The sequence below is a fragment of the Hyphomicrobium sp. genome, from assembly GCF_035687085.1.
Classification (GTDB): domain Bacteria; phylum Pseudomonadota; class Alphaproteobacteria; order Rhizobiales; family Hyphomicrobiaceae; genus Hyphomicrobium_B.
Genome location: NZ_DASRYS010000005.1, coordinates 226,004 through 240,697, shown reverse-complemented (window position 1 = coordinate 240,697; position 14,694 = coordinate 226,004). Strand labels below are relative to the sequence as shown.

The window sequence follows — 14,694 nt, the reverse complement described above, 5'->3', positions numbered from 1 at the left end:
AAATCGGGATTCGGCCGGTAACGCGGGCCCGGAAATGGAGAATTATCAATGTCTAACGCAGTGACAGACGCAAGCTTCGAGGAAGAGGTTTTGAAGTCAAGCGAACCCGTTCTGGTCGACTTCCACGCGACCTGGTGCGGCCCGTGCAAGGCCATGGCACCGGCGCTCGATCAGGTCGCCAAGGAAATGACCGGCAAGGTTAAGGTCGTGAAAGTCGACGTCGACGCCAACCCGCAGGTCACCGGCCATTATGGCATTCGTGCTATGCCGACGTTGCTGATCTTCAAGGGCGGCAAGGTTGCAGCCCAGCACACCGGCGCGATCGTGCAGAAGAAGAAGCTCGAAGACTGGATCAACTCCAGCGTCGCCGCAGCCGTCTAAGCTCCGCGCACACCGGATTTGAAAAGCCCCGCGAAAGCGGGGCTTTTTTGTTTCTGGGGTTTCGCGAGCACGCGATCAGTCGGCGATCTTTTCCGCTCCCGGTACGACGACTGCGAACATGTCGTTGAGGGCAACGAGGCTCGCCTCCTGAAGCTCCTTCGCGGAAACCACACCGCCCGTAGGACTGGCGAGCGACCGCGTTGCCGTCGCATTGCCGACGACCGTCGGACGGTAGCCATGATTGAAAGCAGCGCGCGCGGTCGAATTCACGCACATGTGCGTCATGAAACCCGCGAGCGTCAGTTCCTCAACACGTAAGTTCTTGAGCAGCTCATCGAGGTTCGTCTTCTCAAACGAACTTGGATAGTTCTTCACAACTGCAGGCTCGCCCGCTTGCGGTGCAACCGGCTCCGCGATGGCTCCAATCCGATCCTTGACGTCATAAGGCGAACCAGCGCCTGCATCGTGCTGGATGTGAATGATCGGCCGCCCGGCATCGCGATAGCGCTGCAAAAGCTTCTGGCATTCGGCAAGCGCCGGCTCCACGCCTTCGAGCTGCATGATACCTTCCCGATACGTGTTCTGACAGTCGATCAGCACCAGCGCCGAATTGGCGATGCGCGCAGGCGTATAGCCAAGCCCCGCAATGTCGCGCAGCGTCCGTGAAACGGTCATCGATAACTCTCCCGAGCGGATTGATTGTTTTTACTTAGAGCGGCGGATGCTCGACGCCTGTCGGCGGCGGCCCCATCGCATCGAGCGCCTCGGTTTCCGCATCCGAATAGATGCGCGACCGCGTCAGGAAGCGAACGCCTTCCGGACTTTCGACCGAAAATCCGGAACCGCGCCCTGGCACGACGTCGATGATGAGATGGGTGTGCTGCCAGTATTCGAACTGCGACCGGCCCATGTAGAACGGCTGTCCGCCGATCTCGCCCATGTACACATCCTGCGCGCCGACCTTGAACTCGCCGCGGGGGTAGCACATCGGCGCGCTGCCATCGCAGCAACCGCCCGATTGATGAAAGAGCAGCGGCCCGTGAATGCCTTGAAGCTTCTCGATCAGCTTCAAGCTCTCGGGCGTCGCCGTAACGCGACTGACCATCTGGCCCTCCGTTTGAAAAATGAAAGGGCACGCACCGGGTCGCGGCGCATGCCCTTCGATTTGCGGTTCAGCCTGCTGGCATCAGAAGAAGCCGAGCGCCTTCGGGCTGTAGCTGACGAGCATGTTCTTCGTCTGCTGATAATGATCGAGCATCATCTTGTGCGTCTCGCGGCCGATGCCCGACTGCTTGTAGCCACCGAACGCAGCGTGCGCCGGATAAGCGTGATAGCAGTTGGTCCAGACGCGGCCCGCCTTGATGCCACGGCCCATCCGATAGGCGCGCGTGCCGTTACGCGTCCACACGCCGGCGCCAAGGCCATAGAGCGTGTCGTTGGCGATGGCGAGCGCTTCCTCGTCATCCTCGAAGGTCGTGACGGAGACGACGGGTCCGAAGATCTCTTCCTGGAAGACGCGCATCTTGTTGTGGCCTTCGAGAACCGTCGGCTCGACGTAGAAGCCGCTGGCGATCTCGCCGCCGAGGTTCGCCCGCTGGCCGCCCGTCAGCACGCGGGCACCTTCGCTCTTGCCGATCTCGATGTAGCTCAGGATCTTTTCGAGCTGATCGTTGGACGCCTGCGCGCCGATCATCGTCGTGGCATCCATCGGATGACCCTGCTTGATCTTTACGACGCGCTCCAAGGCCCGCTCCATGAACTTCTCATAGATCGAACGCTGGATGAGCGCGCGGCTCGGACACGTGCAAACCTCGCCCTGGTTCAGCGCGAACATCGTGAAGCCTTCGAGGCACTTGTCGAAGTACTCATCATCGGCCTGCATCACGTCGGCGAAGAAGATGTTGGGCGACTTACCGCCGAGCTCCAGCGTGCACGGAATGATGTTCTCCGATGCGTACTGCATGATGAGACGGCCCGTCGTCGTCTCACCCGTGAACGCGATCTTGGCGATACGCTTGTTCTGGGCGAGCGGCTTGCCGGCTTCGATGCCGAACCCGTTGACGACGTTCAATACGCCTTCCGGAAGGAGGTCGGCGATCAGGTCCATCAGAACCATGATCGACATCGGCGTCTGCTCGGCGGGCTTCAGAACCACGCAGTTGCCGGCAGCGAGCGCAGGCGCGAGCTTCCACACCGCCATGAGGAGCGGGAAGTTCCACGGAATGATCTGGCCGACGACGCCGAGCGGCTCGTGGAAGTGATAGGCGACCGTGTCGTGATCGATTTCCGCGATCGAGCCTTCCTGCGCGCGCACGCAGCCGGCGAAGTAGCGGAAGTGATCAATGGCGAGCGGAAGATCGGCATGGGTCGTCTCGCGGATCGGCTTGCCGTTATCGATCGTCTCGACGAGAGCGAGAATGTCGAGGTTCTCTTCCATGCGGTCGGCAATCTTCGACAGCACGCGGGCGCGCGTCGCCGGAGAAGAATTGCCCCAGGCGTCCTTGGCCTTGTGCGCAGCATCGAGTGCGAGTTCGATGTCTTCAGCCGTCGAGCGGGCAACTTCGCAAACCTGCTGGCCCGTGATCGGCGTGACGTTGGAGAAGTACTGGCCGCGGACGGGAGCCACCCACTTGCCGCCGATGAAATTGTCATAGCGCGGCTTGATGACTTGCCGGCCTTTGAGCTTGTCCATAGCTACGTGCTGCATCGTGCATCTCCTCCGAAATGACGCCTGTACCGGCGTCTTTAATCGCTCAGTTTTAGCGCATTTAAGTGCCCTTGAAAGCTCACCTTGCCTGACTTCGCGGCTTTATTTGGTAGGGGCAGCCATGCAAGGCCGCAGCCGCGCGGCGCCGTCTCCGGTCGAGCGAAGCTTTCTGAAATCTCCGTGTCGGCAAGTTAATGAACAGCCGGCGCATTTGGCTGCGCCGCTGAACAGCAGCTTTTGCGAAGCCTACTGGAGGTCCTGCTGCAATGTCAGGACGTGCCCGGCGAGATAAAGCGAGCCGCAAATCAAAACGCGCTTAGGCCCTTTCGAAAGCCCGGCAATCGTTTGCAGCGCGTCGATCACGTTTTTGCGATCAATCGCCTGCATGCCGGCTCCCCGCGCGACCTCGGCGAGATTTTCTTCGCTATGCGGGGCCTCGTGCGCACCGGGGATCGGCACCGTGTAGATCGCCCGCACAAGACCGCGGAACGGCGCAAGGAAGCCCAGCGCATCCTTCTGGCCCATCATCCCGACGATCAGATAGACGGGCTTGGGCGACTTCTCATCGAGCGTTGCGAGCGTATCGGCGACCATATCGCCGGCCGCCGGATTATGCCCGCCGTCGAGCCACAGCTCGGCCTCCTCGCCCAAAAGAGCAGGTAGCGGCCCGGTTGTCAGGTGCTGCATCCGCGCCGGCCATTCGACGGTGCGAAGCCCTTCTTCAAGAGCCCGCTCGTCGATCGCGAGCGACGGAATGCGCTCACCCAGCGTCAGCGCCGCAGCAACCGCTGTCCCGGCATTGACGATCTGATGCCGTCCGATGAGCGCGGGCAGCGGCAGGTCCAGCAACCGATCGTTGCTCTGAACGATCAGACGGCCTGCCTGTTCGTAGGCGTCGAAGTCCCGGCCCCAAACCGTCAGCGGTGCCCCGAGCTGTCGCGCCCGCGATTCCAGCACGGACAAAACATCGTCCGACTGCTGCGAGACCACGCCCGGAACGCCACGCTTCAGAATGCCGGCCTTCTCGAACGCGATCTTGGCAAGCGTCGGACCGAGCTTTTCGGCGTGGTCCATCGAGATCGGCATGATGATGGTGAGTGCAGGATCCTCGATGACGTTCGTCGCATCGAGTCGGCCGCCAAGGCCAACCTCGAGCAGAAGAACGTCGGCTGGCCGTTCCGAGAAGGCAAGAAACGCCGCTGCTGTCGTGATCTCGAATTGCGTGATGTCATCGCCATCGTTGACGGCGTGAACCCGCGTCAGAACATCGACGAGCGTGTCTTCGTCAATCGGGTGCGCCTTGCCGTCATCGCCCGCGAGCGCAATGCGCTCATGAAAGCGGACGAGATGCGGCGACGTATAAACGTGCACGCGCTTTCCAGCAGCTTCCGCGAAGGCTTTGAGATAAGCCGTCACCGAGCCCTTGCCGTTGGTCCCGGCGATATGCACGACAGGGGGAAGCTTCTTTTCGGGATGGCCGAGCTTCGCCAGCAAACGTTCCACGCGGCCGAGCGACAGGTCGATCAGCTTGGGATGCAAAAGCATCATGTCCGCCAGAATGGCGTCGCTTGTGCGTCGTGTCGTCGACGAGGTCATGCCGCCCCGCACTACCTTTTGAGAATTGTTAGGTGCCCTGGGGCGCGTCCTTGGGGGCTGCCGAAGCCGAACCGGCTTCATCGCGGCGAGGCTTCTCGCCCTTGCCCGGCTCGAACCTCTGGCTGTTCGGAACCACTTCCGGTTCAACGACGCCGCTTTCCCGCGCGGCCGTCTCGATCACCTTGCCGTCGACAGGCGCGCCGTTGACGTAGGGCTTGCCGTTCATCTTGCGGGTATCTTTGGCTTTCGTCGCCTGTACGCCGCTCATCAAGAGCCGCGAGATGCGCGCAAGCGTTTCACGCATTTCATGGCGATGTACGACCATGTCGATCATGCCGTGCGAAAGCAGATATTCGGCACGCTGGAAGCCGTCGGGAAGCTGCTCGCGGATCGTCTGCTGAATGACGCGCGGACCGGCAAAGCAGATGAGTGCGCCAGGTTCCGCGATGTGGATGTCACCGAGCATCGCGTAGGAAGCGGTCACGCCGCCGGTCGTCGGGTCCGTCAGAACGACAATGTAGGGAAGCCGCGCGTCGCGCAGACGCTGCACCGCGATCGTCGTGCGCGGCATCTGCATGAGAGAGAGAATGCCCTCCTGCATGCGCGCACCGCCCGATGCTGCAAAAAGAATAAAAGGCGTTTTGAGTTCGTACGCGCGCTGCATGCCCGCAATGATCGCTTCGCCGGCGGCCATGCCGAGCGAACCCGCCATGAAGCGGAAATCCTGCGCCGCGGCGACGACCCGCATGCCGTCGAGTTCGCCCTCGCCAACGAGGATGGCGTCTTCGAGCTTCGTTGCAGCCTTCGCGTCCTTCAGACGATCCGTATACTTGCGGCCGTCGCGAAACTTCAGCGGGTCCTGCTGCACGGACGGCACCGCCACAGTGCGATATTCGCCGCCGTCGAACAGGTGCTGCAGGCGCTGCTGCGAACCCATCCGCATGTGATAGTTCGAGCCGGGCACAACGAATTGATTGGCCTCGAGGTCCTTGTAGAAGACCATCTGGCCCGACTCCGGGCATTTCACCCAGAGGTTATCCGGTACATCCCGCTTCGCCGTCGAAAGTAGCCCACTGATCTTGGGGCGGACGACGTTGTTAATCCAGTTCACGTGCTCTTGGCTCCTTGTAAGCCGCTCCCAGCGCCTATCGCATCAACGTGCGGGCACGATGGCAAGCTCTTCGCAGACCGACCGCCATTTAGCGCCTCTCGGGGGGCTGGCGCTAGGACAACGCCAAAAATGGGGGTGCAGAAGGCTGTCTCCAATAGAACTTCTCTAGGAAAAGCGCTAGTCGGCCGATAGCGCCGCGCTCAATTCGCCCACCAGTTCCCGCACGCCCTTGCGGGTCTCTTCCGTCGCCTCACCGTTCGCCCCGAGCGACTTTTCTATAAGAGAAACAATGGCTGAGCCGACGACGACCCCGTCGGCGCCCTTGGAGATGGCCCGGGCCTGCTCCCCCGAACGTACGCCGAAGCCGACGACCACGGGAAGCGGCGTTTCGGCTTTAATGGCCGCAACTTGGGCGTGAACGTCGTTAACGACCGGCGCCGCGGCGCCCGTGATGCCCGTAATGGAAACATAGTAAACGAAACCCGACGTATTCTTCAAAACGGCGGGCAAACGGTGCTTGTCGGTCGTGGGCGTGGCGAGCCGGATGAAGTTGAGCCCGGCGCTGAGCGCGGGAAGGCACAGCTCGTCGTCGGCCTCTGGCGGCACATCGACGACGATGAGGCCATCGACGCCGGCCGCTTTCGCATCCTTGATGAAGCGCTCGTTGCCGTAGACGTAGATCGGATTGTAGTAGCCCATCAGGACGATCGGCGTGGTCGCATCTTTGGCGCGGAAATCGCGGACGAGCTGCAGCGTCTTGACCATGTCCTGACCGGCCTTCAACGCCCGCTGCGAGGAAGCCTGGATCGCCGGGCCGTCCGCCATCGGGTCCGAGAACGGCATGCCGAGTTCGATGATATCCGCGCCGGCCTTGGCGAGGTCCTCCAGGATCAGCGCGCTCGTCTCGGGATCGGGATCGCCCGCAGTCACGAACGTGATGAGCGCCGGACGATTTTCCTTTTTCAATGCCGCGAAGCGGGCATCGATGCGTGTGACGTGCTTGGTCATCCTAGATCTTTATGCCCAGATGCTTCGCGACCGTGGCGAGATCCTTGTCGCCTCGGCCGGAAATATTGACGACGAGAAGGTTGTCCTTCGGCAAAGTCGGCGCGAGCTTCTTCACGAGTGCCAGTGCGTGGCTCGACTCGAGCGCCGGAATGATGCCTTCAAGGCGCGTGCAGAACTGAAGTGCATCGAGCGCTTCTTTGTCGGTCGCCGGGACGTAGGTCACGCGCCCGATATCCTTCAGCCACGAATGCTCAGGCCCGACGCCCGGATAATCGAGGCCCGCGGAAATCGAGTGGCCTTCGAGAATTTGTCCGTCGCGATCCTGCAAGAGATACGTGCGATTGCCGTGCAGCACACCGGGCGACCCGCCGGTCATCGACGCCGCGTGGCCGTTCTCAACCTCGACGCCATGGCCACCCGCTTCGACGCCGTAGATCGCCACGCTTGGGTCGTCCAGGAACGGATGGAAAATGCCAATCGCATTCGAGCCGCCGCCGATGCAGGCGACGATCGTATCGGGCAACCGTCCTTCGGCTTCCAGCATCTGCGAACGCGTTTCACGGCCGATCACCGACTGGAAGTCACGCACCATCGCCGGATAAGGATGCGGCCCCGCTGCCGTGCCGATGAGATAGTACGTATCGCGCACGTTGGTGACCCAATCGCGCAGCGCCTCATTCATTGCGTCTTTCAACGTGCCCGCACCCGACGTCACCGGATTGAGCTTTGCGCCGAGCAGCGTCATGCGCGCAACGTTGGGTGCCTGACGTTCAACGTCGGTGGCGCCCATGTAGATTTCGCATTCCATGCCGTACTTCGCACACACCGTGGCAACGGCGACGCCGTGCTGGCCTGCACCCGTCTCGGCGATGATCCGCTTCTTGCCCATGCGGCGCGCCAGCAGGATTTGCCCGAGGCAGTTGTTGATCTTGTGCGAGCCTGTGTGATTGAGCTCTTCGCGCTTGAAGTAGATCTTCGCGCCGCCGAGTTCAGCCGTCATGCGCTCGGCGTAATAGAGCGGGCTCGGCCGGCCCGCGTAATTCAGGCTCAAGGAATCGAGCTCGCGCTGGAATTCCGGATCAGCCTTCGCGGCCTCATAGGCGCGCTCGAGTTCCAGGATCAGCGGCATCAGCGTTTCAGCCACGAAGCGGCCGCCGAAGATGCCGAAAAATCCCCTGTCATCGGGACCGGTCGCATAGCTGTTGAGAGCGGCTTCCGGTGCCTTTTGAGATTTCGTTGCCATGAAAGCCTCGCTTATCTCCGCAGCCTGTGGCGGGGAGATGAAAAGATCAGGTCTGCTTAGCGGTCTTTATCGCCAGAAGAAAGCGGTGGATCAGCGACGGGTCCTTGATCCCCGGCGCACTTTCGACGCCCGACGATACATCGACCGCCATCGGCTGGGTCAACGCGATCGCCTCTGCGACGTTGTCAGGCCCGAGCCCGCCGGAAAGCATGAACGGATGGGCTCCTGCCACGCCCTCGAGCGCGCGCCAGTCGAACGTCATGCCGTTGCCGCCGGGGAGTGCCGAGCCGGGAGGCGCCTTCGCATCGAACAGGATCAGGTCGGCCGCGCCGGTAAAGCCTTGGGCGCTTGCCGCATCGTCTGCTGAGGCGACGGGAATGGCTTTGATGATCGCGCGGCCGAACTGCTTTTTGATGAGCGCCACGCGCTCGGGCACTTCGCGGCCGTGCAGCTGCAGAATGTCCGGCGCCACCTCGTCGACGATCTCTTGCAGGGTCGCATCGTTCGCGTCGACGGTCAGGGCCACGATCTGCGCCTTCCCGCGCGCTTGGGCCGCCAGCGCCTTGGCTTGCGCGATTGCGAGGTGACGCGGGCTTTTCGGAAAGAAGACAAGGCCGATGTAATCGGCGCCGCCGGAAATGGCGGCCTCCAAGGCGTCAGGCGTCGTGATCCCGCAAATTTTGGCGCGTGTGGTCATCGAATTTCATGCGTTAAGCCGCAGGCGTACCAGTCAGACGGCGCCGCTGCCAGCGCCTCAGGGCGATGAATGTCCAAACGCCTTCGACAAGGCCGAATGGCCATGCGCCCTGCAGAAAGCCATAAACCGAACCCATCGCGCAGGCGATGGAAAAGCCGAGAATACACCAGGGGCTGCTGTCCTCGAACGTATAGAACAGAAGCATCAGGCTGACGGCCAAGAGGCCGAAGAGCGTCAAGGCATCAAACGACATCGAGGACCGGGCTCATCTCAACGCCCGGAGATCGCCAAGCGCTGCTCTACGGCATCAGCGGCGGCTTCACGTTCGCGCGCAAGGCGATCGGCCTCTGCCTGCCAGCGCGCGGCGCGCTTGCCTTGCGAACGCGCCGTCTGACGCCAACGGCTCTGCCCCATCCACGTTGCGATACCACCGAGGACGACGCCGAGAACGAGAGCGGCCAGAAGATAGATATAGAAGGGCAGTTCAATAGAGAGCGCCGGCGTTTCCGGACGAAACGGATCGAGGATCAGATTGACCGGCTGCCGGTTCGAAACCGCAATGGCAACGAGGATAATGCCGAGCGGAAACCCGATAAGTAGCGCGAGAATTCGCCGGAACATGATCTACCTCACTTTGCGCACACGCGAATTCCGCAGCCGCCGCCACCGCTTCAGTGCTTGTTCGTTAGTGCTGCTTCGCGCCGTTGAGCTTGTTCAGCCTGTCGCGAAGTTCTTTGCCCGTCTTGAAGAACGGCACGAATTTCTCAGCGACCGCGACCGTCGTTCCGGTTCGGGGATTTCTTCCCTGCCGCGATGCGCGATGCTTCACCGTGAACGCCCCGAAACCGCGAAGCTCCACGCGATCACCTCGCGACAAAGCATCGACAATTTCATCGAAAATTACGTTGACGATGCGTTCGACGTCGCGATGGTAAAGATGCGGATTGGCAGTGGCAATCCGTTGCACAAGCTCCGATTTGATCACGTTTCGCTCCCAGCTTCGGCGACCATTTCTTCTTATTTTTCAGAAGGGTGCCAAACTGAGAGAAGACCGTCAAGCCCGAGCGTCGAAATCATCCGATCACGAAGCAAAAAATTTGCAGCATCCCCCGCGGTTTGGCCGAAGAGCCACCCCACGATGCCCGCCGACATGGCGCCAAATCCGTAGGCGTTGCTGTTTCCAGGCTTCCAATCGACGACTTTCGCACCTTGCGGAACGCTTTTCACGTCCTTGAGCCATTTGACGGCTTCGTCCTCGCCGCCGAGTTGATCAACCAACTTCGCTTCCAAAGCCTCGCGGCCCGAGTAAATCCGGCCTTCCAGCAGGCCTGGAACGTCCGTGGCCTTGACCCCGCGCCGGGTCTCGACCAGCCCCACGAACCACTTGAAGCCGTCGGCAACCATATTCTCGGCGACCTTCCGGCCGGGTTCCTCGAGCGGCTCGAAGGGCGAAGGCGAGGCCTTCAGCGGACCACTCTTAACCTCGTTCATTTTGACGCCGATCTTGTCGAGCAGCTGCACGACCTCGGGCCATTGTACGATGACGCCCACAGAGCCCGTAATCGTGTTTCCACGGGCAACGATGTGGTCGGTTGCTATCCCTGCGATATAGGCCGCCGAGGCCGCTACGGTGCCAAACTGGGCCACCACGGGCTTCTTCTTGGTCAGCGCCCGGATACCCTCAAAAAGCGCCTCGCCACCCGTCGTCGTGCCGCCCGGGCTGTTAATGAATAACAGGACGCCCGAAACGCTATCGTCGTCGCCGATGTCCTTCAGCAATTTGAGCTGGTCGCGGTCTTCGGTGATCGTCCCGTCAATCGTCACCCGGGCGATCTGCTTTTCGCCAAGTGTCGCCAGCTTGTTGCCGCCGAGCGCCAGCGCTCCGATCGCGACCAGAGCGCCGATGAGCCCGGCCGCCCGCCAGAGCGACACCGAGCGGCGCAGCCGCCGGCGGTCCAGAACCGTTTCCGTTTCAAGCATGGGGGGTGTGCCCTTTCCGTGCGCGCAGCCTCCGGGCGGGAGGCCCGTGAGGCGCGGCTTGTTCTCGCGCGAACGTAGGCAAGGTTGCGGCCGCGAGCAACGGGAAAGCCCGCGACCTCTCGCCCAAAAGTTAAGGCGCGCGACAGGGGGCTGCCGCGCGCCTCAGGATTTCTCAGGCTAAGCCTTGATCCGATTACTCGGAGTCTTCTGCGCCTTCGCGCTTCTTGATGGCAGCCTTGAAGATGTCGCCGAGCGAAGCGCCCGAGTCGGTCGAGCCGTACTGAGCGACCGCCTGCTTCTCTTCGGCAAGCTCCAGCGCCTTGATCGAGAGAGCGATGCGGCGCGCAGCCTTGTCGACCGAGATCACGCCGGCGTCGACCTTGTCGCCGACGTTGAAGCGCTCAGGACGCTGCTCGGAGCGATCGCGCGAAAGATCGGCGCGCTTGATGAACGAGGACAGCTCGCTGTCTGCGATCTTGACCTCGATGCCAGCGTCGCTGACCGCCGTGACCGTACCGGTGACGGCATCGCCCTTCTTGTACTTCGCCATGGCGTCTGCCGGGTCGCCCGACAGCTGCTTGACGCCGAGCGAGATGCGCTCCTTCGAGCCGTCAACATCGAGCACCATGGCTTTGACGTTGTCGCCCTTCTTGTAGTCCTTGATGACTTCGTCGCCCGGCTTCTGCCAGTCGAGGTCGGACAGGTGGACCATGCCGTCGATGCCGTTGTCGAGGCCGATGAAAAGACCGAATTCCGTGATGTTGCGGATCGGGCCTTCGACGATCGAGCCCTTCGGGTGCTGCGTCAGGAACGCATCCCACGGGTTCTCCTGCGTCTGCTTCAGGCCGAGCGAGATACGGCGCTTCTGCGGATCGACTTCGAGAACCTGAACTTCGACCTGCTGGCTCGTCGAGACGATCTTGCCAGGGTGCGTGTTCTTCTTCGTCCAGCTCATTTCCGAGACGTGGATGAGGCCTTCGACGCCCGGCTCCAGCTCAACGAACGCGCCGTAGTCGGCAATGTTCGTCACGGTGCCCTTGACGCGAGCGCCGACCGGATACTTGGCTTCGATCGCCGACCACGGGTCAGACTGAAGCTGCTTCATGCCGAGCGAAATACGCTGCGTTTCCGGGTTGATGCGGATGATCTGCACCTTCACCGTATCGCCGACGTTGAGGATTTCGGACGGATGGTTGACGCGGCGCCACGCCATATCGGTGACGTGAAGCAGACCGTCGATGCCGCCGAGATCGATGAACGCACCGTAGTCGGTGATGTTCTTGACGAGACCGTCGATGATCTGGCCTTCGGCGAGACGAGCGACGATTTCCGTTCTCTGCTCGGCGCGGCTCTCTTCGAGAACCGAGCGGCGCGAAACAACGATGTTGCCGCGACGGCGATCCATCTTAAGGATCTGGAACGGCTGCGGCTGATGCATCAAAGGTCCGATATCGCGAACGGGGCGGATATCGACCTGGCTGCCCGGAAGGAACGCTACGGCGCCGTCGAGGTCGACGGTGAAACCGCCCTTGACCTTGTTGAAGATCACGCCCGTAACCTTCTCGCCCTTCTCATAGAGGCGCTCGAGGCGGGTCCAGCTTTCTTCGCGGCGAGCCTTGTCGCGCGATAGAACCGCTTCACCGAGCGCGTTCTCGACGCGCTCCAGGTAGACTTCAACGGTGTCGCCGACTTTGAGGTCGCCCGGCTTGCCGCCGACGCCGAACTCCTTCATCGCGACGCGGCCTTCCATCTTCAAGCCGACGTCGATGATCGCCATGTCCTTTTCGATGCCGACGATCTTGCCCTTGACGACGGACCCTTCGAACAGGTCGTCCTTGGCAAGGCTCTCGGCCAGCAGCGCAGCGAAATCTTCGCGCGATGGGTTGAAATCTGTGTTGGTAACGTCAGCGGACATTCGCTCTCCTCAGGTATCGCGTGGTGCCCGGCACGGCGGCCGGACGAGTTGGGGTTGATGTCTGAAACGCCGATGAGCAGACCCGCGCGAACGCGATGCCTGACTTTAGGGCGCTGATGTTCTGGATGTGATGTCGCCGTGATGGGCCGCAGCCCTGCCGGTCAGAATTCGGGGCCCCTTTGGGGCGCCCAACCGGCTGATCTTCCTCTTGACCATCCGACAGCGACGTCGAATGGGCGCTGGTATAGCCAACAGCCCCCTCGAACGCAAGGCCCCCAGCGCAGGCTTTTAAGCCTTAACCCGGGGCTGTTTTGGGGGCATCAGGTCCGTGCAGACGCCTTCAGCCACCTCGGCTGCCATGCCGACCGATTCCGACAGCGTCGGGTGCGGGTGGATGGTCTTGCCGATGTCGATCGCGTCCGCCCCCATTTCGATGGCAAGGCATATCTCGGAAATGAGATTTCCGGCTTCCGTGCCGACGATCGCCCCGCCGATGATCCGCTCGGTGCTCTCGTCGAAAAGGAGCTTGGTGAAGCCCTCGTCCCGGCCGTTGGCGATGGCCCGCCCCGACGCCGCCCACGGGAACACGGCCTTCTTGTAGGCGATCCCTTGGGCCTTGGCCTCAGTCTCGGTCAAACCGGCCCAGGCGATCTCAGGGTCCGTGTAGGCGACGGACGGGATCTGGCGCGCATCGAAGAAGCTTTTGCCCCCCGCTGCATTCTCGGCCGCCACGTGCCCCTGGTGCACGGCCTTGTGCGCCAGCATCGGCTCATCCGCGATGTCGCCGATGGCGAAAATGTTGGGAACATTCGTTCGCATCTGGCGATCGACCGGAATGAAGCCCCGGTCCGACACGGCGACGCCGGCGTTATCCGCGCCGATGACCTTTCCGTTGGGCCTGCGCCCGACCGCCACGAGCACCATACCGTAACGCTGCGCCTCATCTGGCGCGTCCGCACCCTCGAACGTGACGTGAATACCGTCCGGCTTCGCTTCCGCCGCGACGACCTTGGTCTTCAGCATCACCTTATCAAAACGGCGCGCGTTGACCTTCTGCCAGACATTGACGAGATCGCGGTCGGCGCCCGGCATCAAGCCATCGAGCAACTCGACAACGTCTATCCGCGCGCCAAGCGTCGAATAAACGGTCGCCATCTCGAGACCGATGATGCCGCCGCCGATGACGAGCATCCTGTCCGGAACCTGCGGAAGTTCGAGCGCGCCGGTGGAATCGACGATGCGCGGATCGGACGGCATGAACGGCAGCTGCACCGCCTCCGATCCCGCCGCAATGATCGCCTTCTCGAAGCGCACCGTCTCTTCCCGGCCGTCTTCGAACGCGACTTTCAGATGATGATCGTCGATGAACGTACCGGTCCCGCGCAGCGTCGTAACCTTGCGCGCCTTCGCCATCGACGCGAGCCCGCCCGTCAGCTTGCCGACGACCGCATTCTTGTATGCTGCGAGCTTTTTCAGATCGATCTTCGGCGCGCCGAACGTAATGCCGTGCTTGGCGAGTGCCGCCGCTTCGTCGATGACGAACGCCGTATGCAAAAGCGCCTTCGATGGAATGCACCCGACATTCAGGCAAACACCGCCGAGCGTCGGCGAGCGATCAACGAGGATCGTCTTCGCGCCGAGATCGGCCGCGCGAAACGCTGCGGAATAGCCGCCGGGCCCGGCCCCCAATACCAAGACTTCGCATGTGTGATCGGGCTCGCCCGAGAACGTCCCCGCCGTAGCGGGTGGCGGCGAGGCCTCTTCCTTCTTCGGCGGCGCTGGCTTGGATTCCGCAGGCGGCTCCTCGCTCGCTCCCGATTGCGTCTCCAGCATCAGGATCGCGCTGCCTTCGCTCACCTTGTCGCCGACTTTAACGAGGACCTCGACGACCTTGCCGCCTTCCGGCGCCGGCACGTCAAACGAAGCCTTATCGCTTTCCAGCGTGACGAGCGCATCTTCGGCAGCAATCGTCGCGCCCGGCTTCACGTGCACTTCGATGACGGGCACGTTCTCGAAATCGCCGAGAACGGGAACGCGGATTTCCTTTTTGCTCATC

Annotated in this window: 15 protein-coding genes; 1 reads left to right on the top strand and 14 read right to left on the bottom strand. The window is 62.0% G+C overall.

Features of this window, described 5'->3' with window-relative positions; genetic code table 11:
* Positions 1-48 precede the first annotated feature (48 nt).
* Entirely contained in the window at positions 49-381 is a 333-nt protein-coding gene (gene trxA / locus VFG26_RS04580) for a thioredoxin (protein ID WP_290991305.1), read from the top strand.
* A gap of 75 nt (positions 382-456) precedes the next feature.
* On the opposite strand, the gene VFG26_RS04575 is transcribed toward trxA, so the two are convergent.
* The 14 genes from VFG26_RS04575 to lpdA all read right to left on the bottom strand — a co-directional run bounded on the left by VFG26_RS04575 (position 457) and on the right by lpdA (position 14,693).
* Positions 457-1,056, bottom strand: coding sequence for a cysteine hydrolase family protein (locus VFG26_RS04575; protein ID WP_325022700.1), 600 nt, complete (start codon positions 1,054-1,056; stop codon positions 457-459).
* A 34-nt stretch (positions 1,057-1,090) separates the two neighbouring features.
* Positions 1,091-1,486, bottom strand: a complete 396-nt coding sequence (locus VFG26_RS04570; RefSeq protein ID WP_325022698.1) for a DUF779 domain-containing protein — start codon at positions 1,484-1,486, stop codon at positions 1,091-1,093.
* An 81-nt stretch (positions 1,487-1,567) separates the two neighbouring features.
* On the bottom strand, positions 1,568-3,088 hold the full coding sequence (gene adh / locus VFG26_RS04565; protein ID WP_325022696.1) for an aldehyde dehydrogenase: 1,521 nt from the start codon (positions 3,086-3,088) through the stop codon (positions 1,568-1,570).
* A 246-nt stretch (positions 3,089-3,334) separates the two neighbouring features.
* The gene (locus VFG26_RS04560) at positions 3,335-4,684 is read right to left on the bottom strand and encodes a folylpolyglutamate synthase/dihydrofolate synthase family protein (protein ID WP_325022693.1); all 1,350 of its coding nucleotides are present in this window, start codon (positions 4,682-4,684) and stop codon (positions 3,335-3,337) included.
* Between the two features lie 28 nt (positions 4,685-4,712).
* Positions 4,713-5,795 (bottom strand): acetyl-CoA carboxylase, carboxyltransferase subunit beta, encoded by a 1,083-nt coding sequence (gene accD / locus VFG26_RS04555; protein ID WP_325022691.1) that lies wholly within the window; start codon positions 5,793-5,795, stop codon positions 4,713-4,715.
* A gap of 177 nt (positions 5,796-5,972) precedes the next feature.
* Positions 5,973-6,803, bottom strand: coding sequence for a tryptophan synthase subunit alpha (trpA, locus tag VFG26_RS04550; RefSeq protein WP_325022689.1), 831 nt, complete (start codon positions 6,801-6,803; stop codon positions 5,973-5,975).
* Between the two features lies 1 nt (position 6,804).
* Positions 6,805-8,046 (bottom strand): tryptophan synthase subunit beta, encoded by a 1,242-nt coding sequence (trpB, locus tag VFG26_RS04545; RefSeq protein ID WP_325022687.1) that lies wholly within the window; start codon positions 8,044-8,046, stop codon positions 6,805-6,807.
* A 46-nt stretch (positions 8,047-8,092) separates the two neighbouring features.
* Complete coding sequence (locus VFG26_RS04540) at positions 8,093-8,743, bottom strand: phosphoribosylanthranilate isomerase (RefSeq protein ID WP_325022685.1); 651 nt, start codon at positions 8,741-8,743, stop codon at positions 8,093-8,095.
* A gap of 13 nt (positions 8,744-8,756) precedes the next feature.
* Positions 8,757-8,996 (bottom strand): hypothetical protein, encoded by a 240-nt coding sequence (locus VFG26_RS04535; protein ID WP_325022683.1) that lies wholly within the window; start codon positions 8,994-8,996, stop codon positions 8,757-8,759.
* A gap of 17 nt (positions 8,997-9,013) precedes the next feature.
* Positions 9,014-9,364, bottom strand: a complete 351-nt coding sequence (locus VFG26_RS04530) for a LapA family protein (RefSeq protein WP_325022681.1) — start codon at positions 9,362-9,364, stop codon at positions 9,014-9,016.
* A 64-nt stretch (positions 9,365-9,428) separates the two neighbouring features.
* A complete protein-coding gene (gene ihfB / locus VFG26_RS04525; RefSeq protein ID WP_325022679.1) occupies positions 9,429-9,728 on the bottom strand; it encodes an integration host factor subunit beta in 300 nt (99 codons plus the stop codon).
* Positions 9,729-9,760: 32 nt separating this feature from the next.
* Positions 9,761-10,723: a signal peptide peptidase SppA gene (gene sppA / locus VFG26_RS04520; protein ID WP_325022676.1), complete on the bottom strand. Its 963-nt coding sequence runs from the start codon at positions 10,721-10,723 to the stop codon at positions 9,761-9,763.
* A 193-nt stretch (positions 10,724-10,916) separates the two neighbouring features.
* Positions 10,917-12,638, bottom strand: coding sequence for a 30S ribosomal protein S1 (gene rpsA / locus VFG26_RS04515; RefSeq protein WP_325022674.1), 1,722 nt, complete (start codon positions 12,636-12,638; stop codon positions 10,917-10,919).
* A 288-nt stretch (positions 12,639-12,926) separates the two neighbouring features.
* Positions 12,927-14,693, bottom strand: coding sequence for a dihydrolipoyl dehydrogenase (gene lpdA / locus VFG26_RS04510; RefSeq protein ID WP_325022672.1), 1,767 nt, complete (start codon positions 14,691-14,693; stop codon positions 12,927-12,929).
* Position 14,694 lies beyond the last annotated feature (1 nt).